At 63.6% G+C, this 21,715-nt stretch carries 18 protein-coding genes and 1 pseudogene; 11 read left to right on the top strand and 8 right to left on the bottom strand.

Features of this window, described 5'->3' with window-relative positions; genetic code table 11:
* Window positions 1–18: 18 nt before the first annotated feature.
* From rlmH to rng, 3 genes are all read left to right on the top strand, one after another.
* Window positions 19–489 carry a 23S rRNA (pseudouridine(1915)-N(3))-methyltransferase RlmH gene (gene rlmH / locus KHN96_RS10855; RefSeq protein ID WP_062738327.1) on the top strand — a complete coding sequence of 157 codons (471 nt, stop codon included), beginning with the start codon at window positions 19–21 and terminating at the stop codon, window positions 487–489.
* Entirely contained in the window at window positions 486–1,109 is a 624-nt protein-coding gene (locus tag KHN96_RS10850) for a Maf family protein (protein WP_062738326.1), read from the top strand. Before rlmH ends, KHN96_RS10850 begins: the two co-directional genes overlap by 4 nt.
* 124 nt (window positions 1,110–1,233) lie before the next feature.
* Entirely contained in the window at window positions 1,234–2,703 is a 1,470-nt protein-coding gene (gene rng, locus KHN96_RS10845) for a ribonuclease G (protein WP_045787308.1), read from the top strand.
* Window positions 2,704–3,396: 693 nt separating this feature from the next.
* Here the strand turns inward: rng and KHN96_RS22800 are convergent.
* The gene (locus KHN96_RS22800; protein ID WP_244855864.1) at window positions 3,397–4,512 is read right to left on the bottom strand and encodes an OmpA family protein; all 1,116 of its coding nucleotides are present in this window, start codon (window positions 4,510–4,512) and stop codon (window positions 3,397–3,399) included.
* A 47-nt stretch (window positions 4,513–4,559) separates the two neighbouring features.
* Window positions 4,560–7,265 carry a type VI secretion system ATPase TssH gene (gene tssH / locus KHN96_RS10830; RefSeq protein WP_115043880.1) on the bottom strand — a complete coding sequence of 902 codons (2,706 nt, stop codon included), beginning with the start codon at window positions 7,263–7,265 and terminating at the stop codon, window positions 4,560–4,562.
* Window positions 7,266–7,704: 439 nt separating this feature from the next.
* On the opposite strand from tssH, the gene KHN96_RS10825 reads away from it, so the two are divergent.
* The 7 genes and pseudogenes from KHN96_RS10825 to KHN96_RS10795 all read left to right on the top strand — a co-directional run.
* Window positions 7,705–8,286, top strand: a complete 582-nt coding sequence (locus tag KHN96_RS10825; RefSeq protein ID WP_147282529.1) for a TagK domain-containing protein — start codon at window positions 7,705–7,707, stop codon at window positions 8,284–8,286.
* 64 nt (window positions 8,287–8,350) lie between these two features.
* Entirely contained in the window at window positions 8,351–9,112 is a 762-nt protein-coding gene (locus KHN96_RS10820) for a type VI secretion system accessory protein TagJ (protein WP_244855863.1), read from the top strand.
* The gene (gene tssE / locus KHN96_RS10815) at window positions 9,105–9,626 is read left to right on the top strand and encodes a type VI secretion system baseplate subunit TssE (protein WP_115043872.1); all 522 of its coding nucleotides are present in this window, start codon (window positions 9,105–9,107) and stop codon (window positions 9,624–9,626) included. Before KHN96_RS10820 ends, tssE begins: the two co-directional genes overlap by 8 nt.
* Window positions 9,627–9,630: 4 nt before the next feature.
* Window positions 9,631–11,511: a type VI secretion system baseplate subunit TssF gene (gene tssF / locus KHN96_RS10810; RefSeq protein ID WP_115043870.1), complete on the top strand. Its 1,881-nt coding sequence runs from the start codon at window positions 9,631–9,633 to the stop codon at window positions 11,509–11,511.
* A gap of 2 nt (window positions 11,512–11,513) precedes the next feature.
* The gene (gene tssG / locus KHN96_RS10805; protein WP_115043868.1) at window positions 11,514–12,557 is read left to right on the top strand and encodes a type VI secretion system baseplate subunit TssG; all 1,044 of its coding nucleotides are present in this window, start codon (window positions 11,514–11,516) and stop codon (window positions 12,555–12,557) included.
* Window positions 12,558–12,631: 74 nt separating this feature from the next.
* Window positions 12,632–13,690 (top strand): type VI secretion system protein TssA, encoded by a 1,059-nt coding sequence (locus KHN96_RS10800; RefSeq protein ID WP_115043866.1) that lies wholly within the window; start codon window positions 12,632–12,634, stop codon window positions 13,688–13,690.
* 141 nt (window positions 13,691–13,831) lie between these two features.
* Window positions 13,832–14,347: pseudogene (locus KHN96_RS10795) on the top strand (LysR substrate-binding domain-containing protein); the annotation flags it as partial.
* A gap of 13 nt (window positions 14,348–14,360) precedes the next feature.
* Here the strand turns inward: KHN96_RS10795 and KHN96_RS10790 are convergent.
* Window positions 14,361–14,957, bottom strand: coding sequence for a peroxidase-related enzyme (locus KHN96_RS10790; protein ID WP_062738322.1), 597 nt, complete (start codon window positions 14,955–14,957; stop codon window positions 14,361–14,363).
* 49 nt (window positions 14,958–15,006) lie between these two features.
* On the bottom strand, window positions 15,007–16,731 hold the full coding sequence (msbA, locus tag KHN96_RS10785) for a lipid A export permease/ATP-binding protein MsbA (RefSeq protein WP_062738321.1): 1,725 nt from the start codon (window positions 16,729–16,731) through the stop codon (window positions 15,007–15,009).
* A 197-nt stretch (window positions 16,732–16,928) separates the two neighbouring features.
* On the opposite strand from msbA, the gene KHN96_RS10780 reads away from it, so the two are divergent.
* Window positions 16,929–17,711 (top strand): glycosyltransferase family 25 protein, encoded by a 783-nt coding sequence (locus KHN96_RS10780; RefSeq protein WP_062738320.1) that lies wholly within the window; start codon window positions 16,929–16,931, stop codon window positions 17,709–17,711.
* Window positions 17,712–17,728: 17 nt separating this feature from the next.
* Here the strand turns inward: KHN96_RS10780 and KHN96_RS10775 are convergent, their stop codons facing one another.
* Genes KHN96_RS10775 through KHN96_RS10760 form a run of 4 tightly spaced genes read right to left on the bottom strand, consistent with a single transcriptional unit; the run spans window position 17,729 to window position 21,689 of the window.
* Window positions 17,729–18,571 carry a glycosyltransferase family 2 protein gene (locus KHN96_RS10775; protein WP_062738319.1) on the bottom strand — a complete coding sequence of 281 codons (843 nt, stop codon included), beginning with the start codon at window positions 18,569–18,571 and terminating at the stop codon, window positions 17,729–17,731.
* Window positions 18,558–19,331, bottom strand: a complete 774-nt coding sequence (locus KHN96_RS10770) for a glycosyltransferase family 2 protein (RefSeq protein WP_062738386.1) — start codon at window positions 19,329–19,331, stop codon at window positions 18,558–18,560. Before KHN96_RS10770 ends, KHN96_RS10775 begins: the two co-directional genes overlap by 14 nt.
* Before the next feature lie 13 nt (window positions 19,332–19,344).
* Window positions 19,345–20,625: an O-antigen ligase family protein gene (locus KHN96_RS10765; protein ID WP_062738318.1), complete on the bottom strand. Its 1,281-nt coding sequence runs from the start codon at window positions 20,623–20,625 to the stop codon at window positions 19,345–19,347.
* Complete coding sequence (locus tag KHN96_RS10760) at window positions 20,622–21,689, bottom strand: glycosyltransferase family 4 protein (RefSeq protein ID WP_062738317.1); 1,068 nt, start codon at window positions 21,687–21,689, stop codon at window positions 20,622–20,624. Before KHN96_RS10760 ends, KHN96_RS10765 begins: the two co-directional genes overlap by 4 nt.
* Window positions 21,690–21,715 lie beyond the last annotated feature (26 nt).

The following is a 21,715-nucleotide window of genomic DNA, read 5'->3' as shown; positions in this document are numbered from 1 at the left end:
CGCGCCGGGCCTTCCGCCATGCAGTTGCTGATCATCGCAGTCGGGCACAAGATGCCGTCCTGGATCGAGGACGGCTTCTCGGAATATGCCAAGCGCATGCCGCCCGAACTGCGCATCGAACTGCGCGAGATCAAGCCCGAGCAGCGCTCGGGCAGCCGCACCGCCGCCACCGTCATGCAGCTCGAGGCTGCGCGCATCGAGGCCGCGCTGCCAAAGGGCTGCCGCATGATCGCGCTGGACGAGCGAGGCAAGGATCTCACCACCGTCGCGCTGGCTGAATCGCTCACCGGATGGCAGCAGGAAGGCGGCGACGTGGCCTTCGTGATCGGAGGGGCCGACGGGCTGGACCCGGTGCTCAAGGCCAAGGCGCGCATGCTGATGCGACTCTCCAGCCTGACCCTGCCGCACGGCATGGTGCGCGTGCTGCTGGCCGAGCAGCTCTACCGCGCGTGGAGCATCACGCAGAACCACCCGTACCACCGCGTATGACCTTGGACGCTCCGGGCGCGCCGCACCTCTATCTCGCCTCGCAAAGCCCGCGCCGGCAGGAGCTGCTGCGCCAGATCGGCGCGCGCTTCGCGTTGCTGCTGCCCGATGGTGACGAAGACGCCGAAGCGCTGGAGGCCGTCCTCCCCGGTGAGACGCCCGACGACTATGTCCAGCGTGTTTGCGCGTTGAAAGCGCAAGCCGCCGTGCGCCGACGCGCCGCACGCCACCTCCCCGCGCTGCCGATCCTCACGTCCGACACCACGGTGTGCCTGGATGGGGAGATTCTCGGCAAACCGGCCGATGCCGCCGATGCGCACCGCATGCTGCGCGGCATGTCGGGGCGCGCACACCGCGTGCTGACGGCCGTCACCGTCGTCAGGACCGACGGCACGCCCATGCACGCATTGTCCATTTCCGACGTGCGCTTTGCGGTGCTGACGGACAACGACATCGCCCGCTACATCGCCAGCGGAGAACCCTTCGGCAAGGCCGGCGCCTACGGCATCCAGGGGCGCGCCGCAGCGTTTGTCTCCCATATTTCGGGAAGCTATTCGGGTATCATGGGCCTACCCTTGTTCGAGACCGCCGCACTGCTCGCGCAAGCAGGCATCACGCTGTAACCCGCCCTCTGGCCGGCCGCGGACCCACGCTGCGGACAGCGTGCGGAAGCTGGTTTCAAGACACGCTTCGGGCAGCCCGGCCCGGCCCAGAGGCGGGTGCTGAAACCCGCTCTCCAGGTATCCCATGTCCGAAGACATCCTCGTCAATATCACGCCGCAAGAAACGCGCGTGGCCATCGTCCAGCAAGCCGCCGTTCAGGAGCTCCACATCGAGCGCACGCTCACGCGCGGCCTCGTCGGTAACATCTACCTGGGCAAGGTGGTGCGCGTGCTGCCCGGCATGCAGTCGGCGTTCATCGATATCGGGCTGGAGCGCGCGGCGTTCCTGCATGTGGCCGACATCTGGCACCCGCGGGACGCCAAGGACGCCCCGCCGACGCCGCAGGTGGCCATCGAAAAGACGCTCTTCGAGGGCCAGGCCCTGATGGTGCAGGTGATCAAGGACCCGATCGGCACCAAGGGCGCGCGGCTGTCCACCCAGGTCAGCATCGCGGGCCGCACGCTCGTGTATCTGCCGCAGGATCCGCACATCGGCATCTCGCAGAAGATCGGCAACGAGGCCGAACGTGAAGCGCTGCGCGCCCGCGTGACCGCGATGGTGCCGGCGGACGAGCGCGGCGGCTTCATCGTGCGCACCATCGCCGAGGAAGCCACCGACGAAGAACTCGCCAACGATGTGGCGTACCTGCGCAAGATCTGGGCGACGATCCGCCACAACGCGACCACCCTGCCCGCGCCGTCGATCCTCTATCAGGACTTGAACCTCGCCCAGCGCGTGCTGCGCGATTTCGTGACTGACGAGACGCGCAGCATCCAGGTCGATTCGCGCGAGAACCACCAGAAGCTGATCGAGTTTGCGCAGGAATACACGCCGGCCGTGGTCGAACGCCTGACGCACTACACGGGCGAGCGCCCGATCTTTGATCTCTACAACATCGAAGCGGAAATCGAGCGCGCGCTGTCGAGGCGGGTCGATCTGAAATCAGGCGGTTATCTGATGATCGACCAGACCGAAGCGATGACGACCATCGACGTCAACACCGGCGGCTACGTGGGCGCGCGCAATTTCGACGACACGATCTTCAAGACCAACCTGGAAGCCGCGCACACCATCGCGCGGCAGCTGCGGCTGCGCAACCTCGGCGGCATCATCATCATCGACTTCATCGACATGGAGTCGGCCGAGCACCGCGAGGCTGTACTTGCCGAACTGCGCAAGGCCTTGGCGCGCGATCGGACGCGCATCACGGTCAACAACTTCTCGCAGTTGGGGCTGGTCGAGATGACACGCAAACGTACGCGGGAATCGCTCGCGCATGTGCTGTGCGAGCAGTGCCCGGTGTGCCACGGCAAGGGGCAGGTCAAGACGCCGCGCACGGTGTGCTACGACATCCTGCGCGAGATCATGCGCGAGTCGCGGCAGTTCAATCCGCGGGAATTCCGCATCCTGGCTTCGCAGTCCGTGATCGACCTCTTCCTGGAAGAGGAAAGCCAGCACCTCGCGATGCTGGGAGACTTCATCGGCAAGCCGATCTCGCTGCAGGTGGAATCGTCGGCGGCCAGTCAGGAGCAGTACGACATTATTCTGATGTAAGTCCAGCACGCTCCAACGTCACTCAACACGAATAGATAGAACCGAATTAGATCAAGGTTCTACAGCAAGCCCACTCCAACGACATCCATTGCCACCCCACCGCATCGCAGCTAAGACGTGTAGCCACATACTTGGCTAACATGCAGCAATGGGCAACTCGAAAGATCCATATCTGTCCGACCCCGATCGCCTCCGCGCTGACTTCCTGGAAGCGGACGCGACCGATTTCTTTCTCGAGTGCGTTCAACTCGGCCCACAGTTCACGCAACGACCTTGTCATCGGAAGTTCTAGCATCCATCTGGCCGTCCACGAGTAAGCGGAATGGCGCCCCGTCGCTTGCGGCCAGCAGGAGTTCCGTGGCGAGGTCGGGAAGCCGCGCGGCCTCGATCGAACGGGAACCGGCGGCCCCTGGCAGGCATTGCTGCCCTCAGCCCGCTTCATAGCGCCTGTAGTTTTCCGTTTTGCCCACCCGGACTAGACAGCCATCGGGTCGCAGACAGGAGACCCCCGTCCCTCTCTTTGCGCCAGGCGCGCGGCCAAGTCAGCAGCTCGACCCCGTATGTGGGACGGGATGCCCCGCTAGCAAATCGAGCTTGACCCGCGCCCCCATGGCGCGGCTTGGACCGATGCGCAACAGGTAATCTACGCCACGCATGCACCGACGTTCGTACGGCCCTGGCAACAGCGAGGTATCACATTGGTTCGTTTTCAAGAACAATCTCCACGCGCCGGTTCAACGCCCTGCCCGCGGCGGTGCGGTTGTCTCCAACCGGATCTTTAGCGCCACGACCAATGATCGACAAGCGGTCCGATGCGATCCGTCGCTCCTGCAAATGCCGCGCGACCGCCGTGGCGCGCAAGGTTGACAGCGCCAGGTTTGACTCCATGCGATCACGCGGGCCAGGGGCGTCGTCAGTGTGCCCGAGAACGATCACCTTGCCCCGTGTGTCTGCAAGCACGGTGGCGAGCCGGTCGAGCTGGCGCGCGAGCATCGGCATGAGGTCGGCTCTTCCAGAGGCGAAACCTTCGTCGCTACTGAAGGCGAGATAGATGCGATCGTCTTTTGTGCTGATGCCGACCGGGGCTGCCCCGGCTTCGGGAGCCAATGCGCGCGCAATGCGATCCGCCAGCGATTCGCGCTGCTTGGCCAACTGCGCGGACAGCGACTCCACCTGCGCAGCAAGGGCCCTGCTGGCTTGGTGCTGACGGTACAGCATGAAGGTCAGGCCAAGTACGATCGCAGTCACGATCACTGCGGCTACTACGACGAGGGCCAGCCAAGACCGTCGCGGAAATGTTTCTCGCACGAGCAGCACTTCGAGCGGAGGTCTGACGGCCGGCCCAGGCTGGTGTGGTGCGTGACGCTCTTCGATGATGGGGGGAATGCTTGAGGTGGCCGATACAGGCTTCTGCCGCGCGGGGAGCGCGATCTTCGGCAACGGCAACCTGGCGGTCTTGATGGGCACATTGTCGCTATGGCCGATCACGGTGACTTTGCCGTTCACCTTGCTGATCTCGGCGGCCACCTTGTCCAATAGCGGGAGGATCTTCTGGCTGACCTCGGCCCGGCCGCCGCCGAACATGTCGTCACCGCGGAAGATCACGTCGCTGCGCGTTGCGTCTTCATCCACTCGGACCACACCCCGGGCAATTTCACTCCTGAGCAGTTCCGCCAAGCGCAATGCTTTTGGAGGCTCAGGGGGCGTGATCTCTCCGACGGCCAAAATTTCTTGCTCAACGTCGTGCGCTTGAAACATCAGCTGGTATTTGAACCAACCAAACAGCCCGAATGCCACCAAGGCGAGCATGAATCTCCCCAGTGGGTTACATGGAAGGGTTGAGGTGCCGCACGGCCTCAGGCCGGTTCGGCTGCGGGAATCGCCGGCATGGTGGTGAGGCCGGGAAGGTATTCGGGGTGGCAGGCCAGTTCGACGCTGTCGCCGTCGGCCAAGCGGATGTCGATGGCCAGCAGTTGGCGCTTTTCAGCCAGCGCACCCAACCAAAGCTTTGCGAGTTGCGGCTGGATGGCTTGCTCGATAAAGCTGATGAGCTGGCGGGCGCCGGTCTCGCCCACTGGGCAGCGCTCGACGATGTGCTTGACTACCGCTTCGTCATAGGTGAGCGCAATATCGTGCTGCTCGCGCATGCGCGTGACCACGCGATTGAGGTGCAACCGCACGATGCGACCGAGGTTCTCTGCTGCGAGCGGCAGGTACGGCACGACCACCAATCGACCCAGGAAGGCGGCCGGGAAGACCTTGCGCAACTCCGGTGTGAGCGCATCACGCAGCGCGGCCGGCTCGGGCATCAGTGTCGGGTCGTCGCACAGGCTGGTGATCAGGTCGGAACCCGCATTGCTGGTGAGCAGCAGAATGGTGTTCTTGAAATCGATGTGGCGCCCCTCCCCGTCTTCCATGTAGCCCTTGTCAAAGACCTGGTAGAAGACTTCGTGCACGTCAGGGTGGGCTTTCTCGACCTCATCGAGCAGCACGACGCTGTAGGGGCGGCGGCGCACGGCTTCCGTCAGCACACCGCCCTCGCCATAGCCGACGTAGCCCGGTGGCGCACCCTTGAGCGTGGAGACGGTGTGCGACTCCTGGAATTCGGAGAGGTTGATTGTGATGAGGTTCTGCTCGCCACCGTAGAGCGCGTCGGCCAGTGCCAGCGCAGTCTCGGTCTTGCCGACACCGGAGGGGCCAACCAGCAAGAACACGCCCACTGGCTTGTTCGGATCGGTCAATTGCGCGCGGGCGGTCTGAATGCGTTCACACAGCTGAACCAAGGCATGGTCCTGGCCGATGACGCGAGCACCCAGCGTTTGCGGGAGCGTCATCACGGTCACGACCTCGTCGGCCACCATGCGGGTGACAGGGATGCCCGTCCAATCTGCCACGACGGCGGCAACAACGGCTTCGTCCACTTCGGTATACAGAAGCGGTGTTTCGCCTTGAGCGGATGCCAGTTCCGATTCCAACGCCAGCAGCGCTGTGCGCGCTGACGCCTCCGCGGCCGCTTCCGACGACTCGACAACGGCGCGACGTTGCGCAAGCACGCCGGTTGCGAGCGCGGCTTCCTGCTGCCAGCGTGCTTCGGCTTGGGCGAGTTCCGCCTTGATCTCGCGAACCGTGTTCTCCACGTCTGCGACGCGGCGGTTGTCCTGTCTGCCGAAGGCGGCTTCCTTGGCCAGCAGTACGGCCTCGGCCTCGACGGCAGCCAGGCGTTGGCGTTGCAGTTCAACGGCAGCGGGTGGCGCGTGCAGTGAGAGGGCCACGCGCGCGCAGGCGGTGTCGAGCAGACTGATGGCCTTGTCCGGCAACTGGCGCGAGGTGATGTAGCGGTGCGAGAGCTTGACGACGGCGCGCACGGCTTCATCGCGGATCAGCACACCGTGGTGCGTCTCGAAGGTCTCCACCAGGCCGCGCACCATGGTCACGGCGCTGGCTTCCTGCGGCTCCATGACTTGCAGAACCTGAAAGCGACGCGTGAGGGCGGGGTCTTTCTCAATATGGCACTTGTACTCGCTCCACGTCGTGGCGCCGATCGTGCGCAGCGCACCGCGTGCGAGCGCCGGCTTGAGCAGGTTGGCCGCGTCGCCCGTGCCAGCTTGACCGCCCGCACCAACGAGCGTGTGGACTTCGTCCACAAACAGGATGATTGGCTTGGGAGATTTGGCGGCTTCTTCCAGTACGCCTTTGAGGCGGGCCTCGAACTCGCCCTTCATGCTGGCACCGGCCAGCAGTGCGCCGACATCCAGACTCAGCAGGCGCACATCGGCGAGGCTCGGTGGGACTTCGCCGGAAGCGATGGCTTGCGCCAGGCCCTCGACCACGGCGGTCTTGCCGACACCGGCTTCGCCTGTGATCAGTGGATTGTTCTGACGGCGGCGCAGCAGGATGTCCGTCATGGTACGGATCTCGTGCTCGCGGCCGATGACAGGGTCCAGGCGGCCGGCGCGTGCATCTTCCGTCAGGTCTCGGCAGTACTGGGCCAGGGCGCTCTCGCCCGAAGTACCGGATGCCATGGCGCTGCTGGCCTCGCCCGGGATGGCGGGCGCCAGGCCGCTGTCATCGTAGGCGGCTTCGGTACTTTCGGGGGACTGCGCAATGAGGGCGGGAATGCTGTCCACCAACTCGTCCGCGCGCACCTTGGCAAACTCCGTGGAGATGCCGAGCATCGTGCGGCGAAGCTCCGGGGTCTTGAGCAGCGCGGTCAGCAAATAGGCGCCACGCACGCGGTCATCGGCAAACGCCCAGGTGGCGTAGACCCAAGCGCGCTCGACTGCGGATTCAATCTGGAAGGAGAAGTCACTGATGGACGTGGCGCCGGCAGGCAGGGCTGACAACGCGCGGGTCAGGTCGGCTTCCAGTACCTGCATATCTGCGCCGGCGTGACGCAGCACGCGCTGGAGGTCGCCGTCCGGCGCCTGAAGCAACTGATGCAGCCAGTGCACCAGTTCCACATACGGGTTGCCGCGCAGCTTGCAAAAGGCCGTACCGCTCTCAATCGCCTTGAAAAGCGTCGGATTCAACCGACCAAACAAGGCCTGGCGTGAAATGTCCATGCGTTTTTCTTGGTAAGTCCGACTGCATCGCAGTGCAGCGGAATGAATCACTTCCTTTATTTAGGTTATTGGACACAATGAAAACAAAGCAACCGAATGGATACTCTAAAAATTGGCACAACAATTTACCATCAATGGTTCGCCACAAATCCCGAATAGCCATGATCGGCGCCAGCGGAAAACACTAGGAAAGTTCCTATCAAAAACCCCGCATTCGGCGCAAAAATCACAATAATTTGCACATATGGCAACAGAATTCGTTGACTAATAATTCAAAGCTCATACGGATCAGCAAATGATGAGAAGAATTCTATACAAGACACCAATAGAGCTTAATTCTGATATCAAAAAACAGAAGATGATATTTTTTAGTATTTCTTCCTTCAGTGGTTTTCGTCTATGATCGGCGCCGTTTTTCTGAGAAAAAGTGGGCGTGGACATGAGCAACCAGCAACGCCATCCTTCAGCGGGTGGGATCCTCGACGACCTGGTGCCAACGAGTGAGGCTCGGCTCTGCGAGCCAGGTGCGAATGACCCGTTCTCGATCCTGCGCCCCCATTGGGCGACGCCTCTTCCTGCTGTGACTGATGCGGCGACCGAATCCACCGACGTTCTGGATCTGCTGAGCCGCGAAGCCGACGCTGTGCTGCGCAACCCGGAGCTCGCGAATGCCAACTGGCATCTGGCCTCGCCCAAAGGCGAGCTTGCGCAGCCTGCTGGCCACACGGATGACCAAATGGCAGCGGGTGCATCCGCCAAAGACGTGAGCCTGCAGGACCTGCTGGCGCGCCCGGCACGAATCGAAAGTCTGATCGGCGGGCCCGACTCCCTCGACACCCCCTTGTTTGCGGCGCCCGCGATGCCGGACGTACTGCATCTCTTTGCGGGCGACATTTCCATACCCGAGCGGCGTGGCATCACGGCGGCGCTGACCAAGCGGGAGCATCACCTGGTTGCGATGGATAGCGCCTATCACCCCGCCCCGGAACAACAACAGGAGCCGACTTCTCATGACGACTGATACCTCGCTCTTGGAGCCTGCCTCAACATCGGGTCTGGCTGCGGCTTTGCAGCAGCGTGGTTCGGTGGCCCAGGCGCTGCAGAACGCGGAGATGCGCGTGCTCAAGCAGCCTGGTGCGTTTGCGGAGCGTTGGCAGTTGTTCCAGTGGCTGTGCGTGATGGGCGATTGGCCGCGCGCGCTCAAGCAGTTGCAGGTGGCGACGCAGTTGATGCCGGACTTTGCGCAGACGGCGCGCGTGTACCGGGACTTGATCCGGGCCGAGGTGTTTCGGTGTGATGTCATCAAAGGTGCGCGTGAGCCGGGGGCGTTATTGCCAGCGCCAGACTGGATGACACCGCTGCGCAATGCGCTTGCGCTCGCCGAGGCGGGTGATGTGAACGGCGCGGATCACTGCCGGCAGCAAGCGTTCTCCGAGGTTGTGGAGAGTCGTGGTGTGCTCGACGGGACGCGGTTTGTCTGGATCACGGACAGCGATACCCGCTTCGGCCCGACCTTCGAGATCGTCTCGGGTGGCCGATATGCCTGGCTGCCGTTTGCGCAGATGCGCAAGCTGGAGATGGTGCCGGTGGCTGGCTTGCTGGATCTGGTCTGGCGCTCCGCAACGCTCACGCTGGCGGATGGTACGGTTTGCCGAGGCTTCACGCCCGCGCGCTACCCCGGCTCCGAACACGGTGGTGATGCGCTCAAACTGGCGCGCGAGACGCATTGGTCGGAGGTTGGCCAGACCGGCGTCGTGGCACTGGGTCAGAAGACCTGGATGACGAGCGCGGGTGACGTCGGGCTGCTGGATGTTTCGAGCCTGATTCTGGACGACGCGCATGAGTGAGCACTGCACACCCCGGCGCCCCAACACGCAACTGTTACCGACGCTGTTCGATCGGCTGCGTGATGACGCACCGCAGCGGCAGACGGAGAGCCCATCTGAGTATGCGGTGACACGCTCGCAGATGCGGGCCATCATCCAGCGTGACTTGACATTCCTGCTGAATACAACCAACCGCGAAGACGAGGTCGACAGAAGCCGATACGCTGCGGCGGCGAGCTCCACCATCAACTACGGTGTGCCTGCCGTCGCTGGGACGTATCTGTCCGAGCACAAGTGGAGCGACATTGTCGACATCATCCGGCGTGCCATTCTCGACTTCGAGCCCCGCTTGATTCCCAGCAGCTTGGTCGTTGCGCCGCTGGAGAAGGAAGACGCTCCGCACCGCTACAACGTGCTGCTATTCGAAATAAGCGGGCTGATCCACATGGACCCGTATCCGATGGCGTTTACCGCGCAAAGCTCCCTCGATCTGGAATCCAGCCGCATTTCTGTCAAATCCATTCAGGCGGGCTGACCCGATGGACCCTCAACTGCTCGATTACTACAACCGCGAACTCGTCTACCTGCGCGAACTGGCCAGTGAATTCGCTAGCCAGCACCCCAAGGTCGCAAAGCGACTAGGCATGCACGGGCACGAGGTGGCCGACCCTTATGTCGAGCGGCTCATCGAAGCATTCTGCTTTCTGTCCGCGCGTACGCAGATCAAGCTGGATGCGGAGTTCCCGCGCTTTACGCAGCGGTTGTTGGAGGTCATCTATCCCAACTACGTGACGCCTACGCCAGCGATGGCGGTAGCGCAGTTTCATCCGAGCGAGAAACAGGGCGATTTCGCCCGGGGAGTCATTGTGCCCCGGGGCACAACGCTGAAAGCGCGCATTCCTGACGGCGAAACCACGGCTTGCGAGTTCCGCACCACCCAAGACGTACAGCTCTGGCCGTTTGAAATTGCCGGGGCACGGCTGACGGGCATCCCGCCTGACATCCCTGGGCTGGAACGCTATGTGCCGGCCCACGTCACCGTGCAGGGTGCGCTGCGGTTGCGCCTGCGCATCAAGCGTGACATTACCTTTGCACAACTTCCTCCAGTTGAATCCCTCGCCGTCTATCTGCGTGGCGATGAACAGATCGCCAGCCATCTCTTCGAGCTCATCCACAGCGCTGGGGCAGTCTCGCTGATCGGGCAACCAAGCGCAATGGGAAATCGACCTTCGGCGGTCACTCAGAATGCCGTATCCCTAGTTGGGTTCGCTCCCAATGAGAGCGCGTTGCCACTGGCTTGGAACAAGTTCCACGGACACAACCTCGTACACGAGTATTTCTCGTGCCCGCAGCGATTCTATTTCTTCGCGCTGAACGGCCTGGCTGCCGGGCTTTCCAGGATCGAGGGGACCGAGGCCGAGATCGTTGTGCTGTTGTCGAAGTCTGCGGACCAACTGGCCGCCCATGTCGATGCAAACCAGTTCGCGCTGTATTGCGCACCAATTGTGAACCTTTTTCCGAAGCGGACTGACCGCATTGAGGTTCATCGCGGCAGGGCTGAGTTTCATATGGTGCCAGATCGAACCCTGCCGCTCGACTTCGAGATCTACTCTGTCCAGAGCATTTACGGGCAGAAGGCCGAACACAGTGAAACGGTGGACTTCCGCCCGCTCTTTGCCACGCTGAATGGAGACGAAGGCAACCACGGGCGGTACTTCTCCGTCCGTAGAGAACGCCGCCTTGCTTCGGATCAAGCACGCAAGTACGGAACGCGCACCGCCTACGTCGGCACCGAGGTGTTCCTGTCTCTGGTTGACCAGAACGAGGCCCCCTACCCGGATACGCTTCGACATCTGTCCGTTGAGGCATTGGTCACTAATCGCGACCTACCCAGTCTGATTCCAAGAAACGGCCGTGACGACCTGCGTGCACCTGACTCCGTGCCGGTCGCGAGCGTCGGTCTGGTTCGTCCGCCTTCTGCGCCGCGCGCGCCCTTCGCAGAAGGGGAAATGGCCTGGCGATTGATCCGCCAGTTGGGGTTCAACTACCTGTCATTAACCGATCTCGACCACCGCGAAGGCGGCCAGGGCTTGCGCGATATGCTGCGGCTCTTTGTTGCCAGTGACAGCCCGGCCCAGCAACGCCAAATCGCGAGTTTGATTGGCACACAGGTCCGGCCTGTGACGCGGCGATTGCCGGGGAACGGCCCCATCATCTACGGTCGGGGAGTTCAATGTCAGTTGTCCGTGGACGAAGCCGGGTTCTCGGGCATCAGCCCCTACCTCTTTGGCGTCGTACTGGAGCATTTTCTGGCGCGGCATGTGTCTGTGAATTCGTTTACACAGACTGAGTTGACGTCCATTCAGCGCGGGTTGGTGCATCGCTGGCCGGTGCGCATGGGCACGCGGAGCACGGTGTAGCCATGTACCGAGGCCTTGACGACAACGCGCCGCCGGCAACGGGCTCACCCTCCATGGACGCGACGCCAGCTTCGGAACACGCGCCGTGGCGGCTGAGCTTCTTGGGCTTGTTACGGCAATTGGCAGCGCATCGCCCGGATTTGCCGCCGATTGGCCACGCAAGCCGGCCACAGGATGAGCATTTCCGGATCGGGCAACTGGCATCTCTGACGTTTGCGCCGCGTGAGATCGCGCAACTGCGGCAAGTGCAGGGCAAGCTCAGGATCCAGCTGTTCGGGCTGGGCATGCTGGGGCCGAATGGTGCCTTGCCGCTCCACTTCACGGAGATCGTACGGGAACACACGGAAGCGCACCGTGACAGCACCACGGCGGATTTCCTAGACCTGTTCCACCATCGGGCACTGACGCAGTTTTATCAGGCATGGGCTCACTCACAGTCTACGGCGGGGCTGGATCGCCCGGATGCCGAGGTGTTCTCGCGTTATGTCGGGTGGCTGGCGGGGTCCGATACAGACGAGATTGCGGGGAGCCCATTGCCGCCGCACGCGCGGTTGGCTGCCAGCGCGCACCACGTGCGCGAATCGCGCAGCCCTGACGGCATTGCCGCGACGCTGGCCCATTTCTTTGGCGTGCCAGTGTGCCTTGAGGAGTTTGTGCTGCACTGGATCGCGGTTGACCCGGAGGAGCTTTCTCAGTTGGGGCATCCGGGCGCACCAAGCATGATGGGGCAAGGTGCCATGCTGGGCGAGATGGTGCCGGATCGGCAGCACAAGTTCCGGCTCGTTATCGGGCCATTGAGTCTGCAGCAGTATCTGGACTTCACGCCCAATGGACGGGACTTGCCGGTGCTGATCGAATGGGTGCGCTCGTTCGTTGGCTACGAGTTCGTGTGGGAAGTGGAGTTGCAGGTGATTCCTGACTCGGCTCCGCCAGCCGTGCTCGGCTCATCGGAACGCCTGGGGTGGTCGACCTGGCTGGGCGAGCCTGATCGCAGCCGAGCGATTACGGGCATGGTGTTTGAGCCGGAGCAGTACGCGAAGCACTGAGTTGCTCCGTCGACACCCCTTCGCCCATCGGATTGACTACATGGCACTGGCACAGTTGCCACCGCTTACACCACATGTTCTTCAGCAAGAAAACCAACGACGCGCAGCCCGCGCTCCCTGCCCTGATCTTCCCCGAGCTGTTGGCGCCGGTCTCCGGAGCGCATCCGTGCGGGAACGATCTGGAATATGACCCCGAGTTCGTTCTTCTGCAAAGCAAGGTCATCCCTAAGCAGGACGCTCAGTATGGTGAGTTTGTAAGTCCTCCCGAGGCAATCAACTGGACGGAAGTCGAGCGAGATTGCCGTCGCTTGCTGCTGCGCACGCGCGATATTCGTATCCTCGTGCTGCTGGTGCGCTGCCGGGTCCGGCTGGACCAGGCAATTGGTTTGCGGGACGGGTTAGCGATCCTGTCGCGATTGCTTGAGACATGGCCAGAAGCCATCCATCCGCAACTGGTGGTGGACGGTGAGCCCGACCCCGCCGTGCGCGCTAACGCGCTGGCCGCCTTGGCCGACCCGCAAGGGCTGGTGCAGGACGTGCGGGACCTGGCGATCCCACCCAACGGTGCGCTGCGCCTACGGGTGCGTGACATCGAGCGATCATTGAGCATTCCACGCGCGTCAGATGCCTTGGAACCAGAGTCGGTGCAGCAGCAGCTCCACGCACTACGCAAACAAGACAGCGCGACAATGTCCGCGCTGGATGAAGCCCAAGCCTTTGCGTCATCGATCGACTCTTGGGCGCGACTTCATCTGCCGGACGACTATCCGGACCTGGGTACGTTGTTGCGGCTGTTGGATACGGTGACTGGCGCGGTGCCACCGGGTGCATCTGCCGTGATAGCGCTTCCGGTTACGGAACGCGCGCCGGCTGGCCAGCAAGGCCTTGCCGGCGCCACCGTCGAGACCCCGCTAGCAACGTCGCTTGATAGCAACCCACCTGAGACCGTCATGGATCGCAGTGCCGCCCTCGCCTCCATTCGCGCCGCCCGGAGTTGGTTTGAGGCGCATGAGCCAAGCAGCCCCGTGGGGCTTTTGCTCAAGCAAGCGGAACGGCTCAGCGGCAAGCGTTTTGATGAAGTGTTTCAGGCGATTCCTGCCGATCTCGTGGAGCGCTGGGCACACGATGATTGATGCGGGGGCATCTCGGTGAAAGCGCGAAGTCGTCAGCGACATGTCATTCTGCTGCCGTAACAGAGCATTGTCCTCGCCACCTGACCACACGCATCGACACACGCAAGCTCGGCGGCAAAGCCGGTGTGGAAATTCTGGAGGGGAGTGTGGGACCGACTGGCCGAAGGGCTGGTCAAACACGAGATCGATCTCGCGCTGTCCATGGCGATGCCCGATACGGAAGAGATCGTGGCGATCGCAGATTGCCGCTGGGAAGACGCGGGCTGTGCGGTGGCCTCACCCGGGCACGCGCTGCGCAAGCGCCCCTGCCCTGACCCTTGCGATACGCTGGAGGTGCCCTGGGCCGTTGCACCGCGCGGAACCGCCCCATTCGAGCACGTGCGGCAGGTGTTCGAGGCCGCCGGTCTGGGGCTCCCGAACATTGTGGCGGAAACGCGCTCGGTGACGGCGCTGAAAAACCGGGTCACGCACTCCGGCTTTCTGACCTGGGTGGCCGAACCGATGATCGACGCCGGACGCCGCGCCGGCGTGATCCAACCGCTGCCCATTCCCGGTCTCATATCGCGCCGCACGCTCACGGCATTCCGGCGCCGTCGCGGCTTCCTGCCGAGCCCCGCTGTCAAGCTGCGCGAAGCGCTGCGCACCCTGGCGGCCTGAGCGGACTACCGCCCTACCGCTTGTCGCGCGGCAGTCGGCCCATCAGGAAGAACTCATCGTTCGGCCGCATCGAGATCACGTTCGCCATGCGGTTCGACAGTCCGAAGAAGGCCGTGATGCCGGCGATGTCCCAGACGTCCTCGTCATCAAAGCCGTGCGCATGCAGCGCGTCGTAGTCGGCCTCGGTGACGGTGTGCGAGGCGGTGCAGACCTTCATCGCAAAATCGAGCATCGCGCGCTGACGCGGCGTGATGTCGGCCTTGCGGTAGTTGACTGCAACCTGGTCCGCCACGAGCGGGTTCTTTTCGTAGATGCGCAGAATGGCGCCGTGCGCGACCACGCAATACAGGCACTGGTTGGCGCCCGAGGTGGCCACGACGATCATCTCGCGCTCGCCCTTGGTCAAGCTGCTGCCCTCGCGCAGCATCAGGGCATCGTGATAGGCGAAGAAGGCACGGCACTCGTCGGGCCGATGCGACAGCGTGAGAAAGACGTTCGGCACAAAGCCGGTCTTCTCCTGCACTTCCAGGATGCGTGCGCGAATGTCTTCAGGAATGTCGGCCAGTTCAGGAACGGGGAACCGGCTGATGGGGGGCGTGGTGGTCGTCATGATGTCTCCTTTGGTTTGAGCATCCTGCGCACGCCGCCCGGGGCAACGCTTATTGGGTGGCGAACTGGATACGATGCAATCCAGCATACAGCCCATCGCGCTCGAGCAGTTCGCGGTGCGTGCCAGCTTCGGCAATCTTGCCGTGCTCAAGCACGACGATGCGGTCGGCATTTTCGATCGTCGACAGGCGGTGCGCGATGACCAGCGTCGTGCGGCCCTCCATCAGGCGTTCGAGTGCGGCCTGCACCTGGCGCTCGGATTCGGAATCGAGCGCCGAAGTCGCTTCGTCCAGGATCAGGATCGGCGCGTCCTTGTAGATCGCCCGTGCGATCGCCAGACGCTGACGCTGGCCGCCGGAGAGCTTCGAGCCGTTGTCGCCGATGTTGGTGTCGATGCCCTCGGGCAGGTTGTCCACCACATCGGTCAGGTAAGCAGCCTCGAGCGCGCGGCGCACGCGGGCCATGTCGATCTCCGACGCATCACGCGCGCCATAGGCCACGTTGGCGGCGATGGTGTCGTTGAACAGCACCACGTCCTGGCTCACGAAGGCGATCTGGCGGCGCAGGTCGTGCAGCGACAGATCAGCCAGCGCATCGCCGTCGAGCGAAATCGTGCCCGAGGTCGGATCGAAGAAGCGCGGCAGCAGGTTCACCAGCGTGGTCTTGCCGCTGCCGGACGGCCCCACCAGCGCGACGACCTCGCCGGGCTTGACGTGCAGGTCGATGCTGTCGAGCGCTGCCTTGCCGTCGTGGCCGTAGCGGAACGTGACGTCGTCAAAGCGGATGTCGCCGCGCGCGCGGTCAATGCGCTTGCCGCCTTCCTGCGGTTCGACCGGCGTGTCGATCAGTCCGAAGATGAACTCGGCGGCAGTCAGCCCGCGCTGCAGCGGCTGGTTCACGTCAGTCAGGTGCTTGAGCGGCGAGATCAGCAGCAGCATCGCCATCACGAAACCGGTAAAGCCGCCCACCGTGGTCTGGTTGGCCTGCGCCTGCAGCATGGCAATGGCCAGGATGATGGACAGCGCCAGCGCCGCCAGGAACTGCGTGACCGGCTGGTTCAGGCCGCCGGCCACCGCCACGCGCATGGCATAGCCGCGCAGCCGATTCGTCATGGCGTTGAAGCGCAGCGACTCATACGCCTCGCCGCCGTGCAGCTTGACGACCTTGTAGCCGCCCACGGCCTCTTCCACCACGTAGGCGGCCTGGTTGGTCAGGTTCTGGCTCTCACGGTTCAGGGAACGCAACCGGCGGTTGATGCGCGACATCAGCAGGCCGATGATCGGCAGAATCACCGCCACCACCAGCGTCAGGCGCCAGTTGGTATAGAACAGGAACACCAGCAGCGCCAGCACCGTCATCGAATCGCGCACCAGCGTGATGAACACACCGGTCAGCACCTGCAGCACCTGGTTCACCTCGAAGATCACCGCATTGATGATCGACGCCGCCGTGTTGCGCTGGTAGAACGACGCGGGCGCCTGCAGCAGGCGCTCGAACATCGTCATGCGCAGGTTCAGCAGCACCTTGTTCGACACCAGGCTCAGCAGGTACGTGGACGCAAACTGCGCCACGCCGCGCACCACGGCAATGCCAACCAGCATGGCCGGCACCTGCCACAGCTTGCCGGCGTATTCGCCGCCGAAGCCCTGGTCCAGCAGATCCTTCACGACCTTGGGGATGATCCCTTCAGTGGCAGCCACCACGCCCATGGCGACCATGGCCAGGATGAACGCGGTGAGCTCTGGGCGCAGGTAGGTCCACAGCCGCTTGAGCATCGGCTTGGAGGGGGCTGGGTGATCGGACTTTGCTTGTATACTCACGGCGTTTTCAAAGGTGGGTGGGCAGCTTGCATCGCATTGCGACCTGGCTGCCGGCAAGATGCGCCGCCCGCACTGCCATCCGGCAGCGAGGCGACCCGGCATTTTAGCGGCAATCGACCACCCCGGCCCAGCTTGGCACCAGCCCTTTCCGCATGACTTCGCGCGTCCCCACGTTTTTCATCAACCTCGATCACGACGTAGGGCGCCGCGAGGCACTGGAGCGTCAGCTCGACGCACTCGGCTTGCCGCATACCCGCTTTCCGGGGGTGTACGGGAAGGCACTTCCGCCCGAAGAACTGGCACGCCAGTACGATCATGCCCGCGCCCTCGCGCAAAGCCGCGAGCTGACCGTCGGGGAAGTCGGCTGCGCGTTGAGCCACCTCGGCGTCTACCGCGCGATGCTGGAGCAAGACCTGCCGCACGCCCTCATCCTCGAAGACGACGCAAAGCTCGGCGCCGATGTTCCTGCCGTACTTGACGCGCTGGCGCAGCAGGTCTCGCCCGACGAGCCGGTCGTGACGCTTCTCACCCACATCGATCGTTACTACAAGCGGAGCGCGAGGCCGCTGACGGCGCATCACGACGTGGTGAAGCTCGCGAACTACCAGTGGCTCGCGCACGGCTACTTCGTCACGCGGGCGGCGGCAAGGCGCATGGTCGAGCAGCTCTATCCCGTCTGGCTTGCCGCCGACTACTGGTACAAGTTCGAGCGTGAAGGCATCGTGCAGATGCGCGCGGTGGTGCCGTACGTGATTGGCGTGCAGAACTTCGACAGCGGCTCCAACCTGGAAGCCGATCGCGCCATCAAGAGCCGCGAAGCCGATGATCGCCTTGGACTCGGCCATCACCTGCACCAGATCCTGGTACGCAAGTTCCTCTACCAGATCTTCGTGCGGCCATTCCTGGGCCTGGCCAAGCAGAAGAAGACCTGGTAGACGCAGGTCTCTGCCAGTCAGGCACGCTGTTCACGCAGCTCTGCCAAGCCCGATTCTGCACGGATGACATCGGTGTTCCTGCGCGCCATCATGCGGCGGTAGTTCGGGCTTTCCTGCTCGCGCGACTGCTCGCGATGCCAGAGGTGGAACACTTCCGTCGCACAGAAGCCGCGCTTGCGCCGCACACCGGCGTTGTACAGCCGCACTGCCAGGTCCGCATCTTCGTGACCCCAGCCGACGAAGCTCTGGTCGAAGCCGTTGACGCGCTCGAAATCGCTGCGCCATACGCCCAGGTTGCAGCTCTTGATGCCACGCAGGCTGGTGTCGCGGAACGTGCGCGGCGCGGGAAGGCCGGGCACCAGCAACGGCAGGAACTTGTTGATACGGCCGGCGCGCCACGCACGGAACCAGTACGCGCGGTCCTTCAAATGAATATCGATCTGGTGGGCCACAACTTCACGCGTCATTTCCTCATCGAGCAGGATGCGGCTGCCGGACAAGAACCGGCCCGGCTCGGCCAATGCCCGATGACGCGCCACGAAGTCGGGGCGCGGGACGCAGTCGCCGTCGAGAAAGACGAGGTAGTCCGCGTCCGTTGCCAGCACACCGCGGTTGCGGATTTCCGCCGCGCGGAAGCCGTCATCGGGGTGCCAGACGTGGCGCAACGGGTACGGCGCCGTCTTGGCAGCCGCCTCCACGGCCGCGCGTGTATCGTCACGCGAACCGTCATCGGCGACGATCACATCGAATGCGGTGTCGGTCTGCGCCGCGCACCCGGCCAGCACGCGTGCGAGCGCCTCCGGCCGGTTGTACGTCGTGACAACGAGGGCGAGGCGGCGCGGGCGCTCAGCGCTTGCCATGGCGATGCAGCATCATCAGCTTGACATAGCGGTAGTACGTGCCCTCGGCGTTCGACACGGCGAGCATGAAGCCCTCCGCCCCATCGAGGAACCCGCGCTGGATGATGTACGTGCGGATGAACGCCCACAGCCCGTGGCCGATCGCGCTACCCAGCGATGCACGCTTGCCTTTGGCGTAAGCCGCCGCGGCACCGGCGGTCGAATAATCGTTGGCCTTGTCGAGCGCCGCTTCTAGATCGGGAATGGAGTAATGGATGATCGGCGAGCGGAAGTCGCCGACCGTACCCTCGAAAATCAGGTGCGAGTGCACCGGCGCATCGAAGAACGTGACCTTCTCGCGCTTGAAGAAGCGCCGGATGCGGTCGGGCCACCAGCCCGAGTGCTTCATGAACCGGCCGCAGAAGCTGGAACTGCGCGGCATCGAATACACGGTGTGCGAGCTGCCCGACTCGAGCACGGCGATCATCTCCGCACGCAGTTCGGGGCTGACGCGCTCATCGGCGTCCAGTGAAAGAACCCAGTCGGTGCGTGCCTCGCGCAAGGCGCGGTTCGACTGTTCGCCATAGCCCGGCCAGTCGGTTTCGAATACGCGCGCGCCCAACTGGCGGCAGATCTCTTGCGTGCCGTCGGTGCTGCCGGAGTCGAAGACGATCACATCGTCGGCCCAGTCGCGCACCGAGCGAATGCAGTCACCAATGTCTGCGGCTTCATTCTTGGCAACGATGATGACGGCCAGCGTGGCGCGGTTGGAAGCAGGCATGCGAAAGACGATCTCAGAGGACAGGATGGGCGCCAAGCTCCTGCCGGCGCCGGTGAATATGCGCGGCAAAGACGGCCGCCATGACGCTATAGAACACCACGGTCTGCGCGATGATGAACATCACCTCCGTCAGCCCGAAGAGCACGAAGCCCACGCATAGCGTGAGGCCCATCGCACCGGTGGTGCGCAGGATGCGGTCATCGCACAGTGCAGCGCGCAGGAAGTAAGCGGCGGGCGCCAAGTACAACGCCAGCAGCGCGCCAAGACCGAGTACCCCGAGCGTGGCGCCATTGTATAGAAACTCGTTATGGGCATGCTCGAAGCCCGAGGCCTGCTGCGTGATCACGCCTTCCTGGGACATCGCCTTCAGCGTGGGCTCAAACCGGCCCCGACCGACGCCGGCAACCGGGTGGCGGGTCAACATGAGGGTTGCGGCTTTCCACAGTTGAAACCGGATGCCGACCGAGGTGTCGAGTTGCCCGGCCTGATAGGCGCGAATGTCGTTCATGGCCTGATCAAAACGCGTGCGAACGAGGCTCGACGACGCGCAGACCGCGGCAAGCACAGCGAAGAACAGTAGCAAGGCCGCCACCCGCTTCCGCCAGCTCACGTGCCGCAGCGTCGCTACGGCGATCAGCAGGAGCACCGGAATCGCGATCCAGCCGCCGCGCGACTGCGACAGGTACGACGCATAGAGCCCCGCCGCGCCCGCCGCGAGGCGCAGCACCGTCAGCGGCCAACCATCGCCCTTCGACCAGCCGATCGAGATGAGGGAAAACAGCCCCATCAGCAGCGACAGGTTGCCGAACGGGATGGCGTTGGAAAACGCGCCGACCGTATCCGGACGGGCGTTACGCAGTTCGAGATACGCCCAGACCACTGAAGCCAATGCCCCGGCCACGCAGCCCCATTGCACGCTCTGCAACTGTGTTGGCCGCAGCTGCAGCAGCGCGAGCAGTACAAACCCGAACAACCAGAGCCTTCCATAGGCAAACGGAACGCCGCGCGGCGCTTGCGGATTCAGCAGCGCACTGATGAGCATGGCGGTCGGCATGGCGGCCATTGCGAGTATCAGCCACCGGTGCTCGCGCCACATGGCGCGCAGGCGCGACATCACATCAGCGGGCGGCGCAAGCATCGACCACAGCGCGGCTGCCAGCAGCAGCGAAAACGCGAGAAAGGCCGCGCCACGCACCGACAGCATGAAGGCGGGCAGGATGGCGATCGCGACCACGGCCAGCACCTCCGGCACGCTGCGAACCAGCGTCCGGCCACGTCGTACCACGGCGCTCATCGGTCGGTCTCCGCGTGGGGAGCCAGGGCCAGCAAGGCATCGATATGCGCGGCGACCCCCGGGTCGTAGCGCAAGTGCTCGCGCGGGTGCGCAAGACGTGCCTGGCCGGCCTGCGCACGTGCAACGGCGGCTTCGATTGTGCGCGCGAGCGTGGCAGGATCGTTCACGTCGAAGGTCGGTGCGCCTTCGTCGGAAATCACCTCGGTGCAGGCGATGTTGCTCGCCAACACTGCGGGCGTGCCGCAGAGCACGGACTCCACGCCGATCAGTCCGAAGGGCTCGTAATGCGAGGCCAGGATCGTGTAGTCGGCCGCGCGGTAGACGTTTTCGATGTCCTTGCGATAGCCGAGATACCGGATATTCGGCGAGGACGACGACACCGGCCGCCCGATCACCACGAGCTGCACCGGCAGGTTCGTTTTGGAGAAGAACGCTTCCAGCAGCGGATACCCCTTGCGCTTGTGGCTCGACGACGGGAACACGAAAGTCACGCGGTCCTCGGCAAACCCGAGCTCATGGCGCAAGCGCTGGCGCTCCGCTTCGCCCACAGGCCGGAACTTTGCCTCGCTCACCGGCGGGTACACCGTCTTCACCTTGGCCTCGGGGATGTCGTAGTAATCGAGCACCTCCTGCGCCATCAGGCGCGAATGCGCGACGATGACGTGCGAACGCACGTAGTCGCGGCGTTCCAGCGCGATCTGCTGGCGATCCCAGAACGCGGCCGGCTTGGGAAAGCTCTTCAGATAACCGATGTGCGTGCCGCCGCAGATGGCAATGTCAGACGCGCCCGTGCGGTTGCAGCCGATCATCAGGTCGACGTGTTCGCGTTTGGCCAGATGGCGCACCAGCCAGCCGAAGGCGTGGTCGTTCAGCTTGCCCGGCAGCTTGCGCGTGGGCAAGGCGACCGCCTTGACCTGGTGATACTCGGGAATGGCCTTGTCGACCATCTTGGCGAAGAACACGGGACGGATGGCGCGCTCGTGCAACCCGCGAACCAGATCCATCGCATAGCGCTCACTGCCGCCGCTGTAGCCCAGCGCGTTGCACGAGATTCCAACGTTCATGGAAGTTGTCGTCGTAATTGTGTGAA

Origin of the sequence: Ralstonia mannitolilytica (assembly GCF_905397375.1) — a bacterium.
GTDB classification, from domain to species: Bacteria; Pseudomonadota; Gammaproteobacteria; order Burkholderiales; family Burkholderiaceae; genus Ralstonia; species Ralstonia mannitolilytica.
The sequence above is the reverse complement of the archived record's forward strand: the minus strand, read 5'-3'. Positions and strand labels throughout refer to the sequence as shown.

Bases quoted from the DNA above. Each gene is read 5' to 3' on its own strand.
- rlmH (WP_062738327.1), top strand. From the start codon at position 19: ATGCAGTTGCTGATCATCGCAGTCGGGCACAAGATGCCGTCCTGGATC.
- KHN96_RS10850 (WP_062738326.1), top strand. From the start codon at position 486: ATGACCTTGGACGCTCCGGGCGCGCCGCACCTCTATCTCGCCTCGCAA.
- rng (WP_045787308.1), top strand. From the start codon at position 1,234: ATGTCCGAAGACATCCTCGTCAATATCACGCCGCAAGAAACGCGCGTG.
- KHN96_RS22800 (WP_244855864.1), bottom strand. From the start codon at position 4,512: ATGCTCGCCTTGGTGGCATTCGGGCTGTTTGGTTGGTTCAAATACCAG.
- tssH (WP_115043880.1), bottom strand. From the start codon at position 7,265: ATGGACATTTCACGCCAGGCCTTGTTTGGTCGGTTGAATCCGACGCTT.
- KHN96_RS10825 (WP_147282529.1), top strand. From the start codon at position 7,705: ATGAGCAACCAGCAACGCCATCCTTCAGCGGGTGGGATCCTCGACGAC.
- tssE (WP_115043872.1), top strand. From the start codon at position 9,105: ATGAGTGAGCACTGCACACCCCGGCGCCCCAACACGCAACTGTTACCG.
- tssF (WP_115043870.1), top strand. From the start codon at position 9,631: ATGGACCCTCAACTGCTCGATTACTACAACCGCGAACTCGTCTACCTG.
- tssG (WP_115043868.1), top strand. From the start codon at position 11,514: ATGTACCGAGGCCTTGACGACAACGCGCCGCCGGCAACGGGCTCACCC.
- KHN96_RS10800 (WP_115043866.1), top strand. From the start codon at position 12,632: ATGTTCTTCAGCAAGAAAACCAACGACGCGCAGCCCGCGCTCCCTGCC.
- KHN96_RS10790 (WP_062738322.1), bottom strand. From the start codon at position 14,957: ATGACGACCACCACGCCCCCCATCAGCCGGTTCCCCGTTCCTGAACTG.
- msbA (WP_062738321.1), bottom strand. From the start codon at position 16,731: ATGCTCAAGCGGCTGTGGACCTACCTGCGCCCAGAGCTCACCGCGTTC.
- KHN96_RS10780 (WP_062738320.1), top strand. From the start codon at position 16,929: ATGACTTCGCGCGTCCCCACGTTTTTCATCAACCTCGATCACGACGTA.
- KHN96_RS10775 (WP_062738319.1), bottom strand. From the start codon at position 18,571: ATGGCAAGCGCTGAGCGCCCGCGCCGCCTCGCCCTCGTTGTCACGACG.
- KHN96_RS10770 (WP_062738386.1), bottom strand. From the start codon at position 19,331: ATGCCTGCTTCCAACCGCGCCACGCTGGCCGTCATCATCGTTGCCAAG.
- KHN96_RS10765 (WP_062738318.1), bottom strand. From the start codon at position 20,625: ATGAGCGCCGTGGTACGACGTGGCCGGACGCTGGTTCGCAGCGTGCCG.
- KHN96_RS10760 (WP_062738317.1), bottom strand. From the start codon at position 21,689: ATGAACGTTGGAATCTCGTGCAACGCGCTGGGCTACAGCGGCGGCAGT.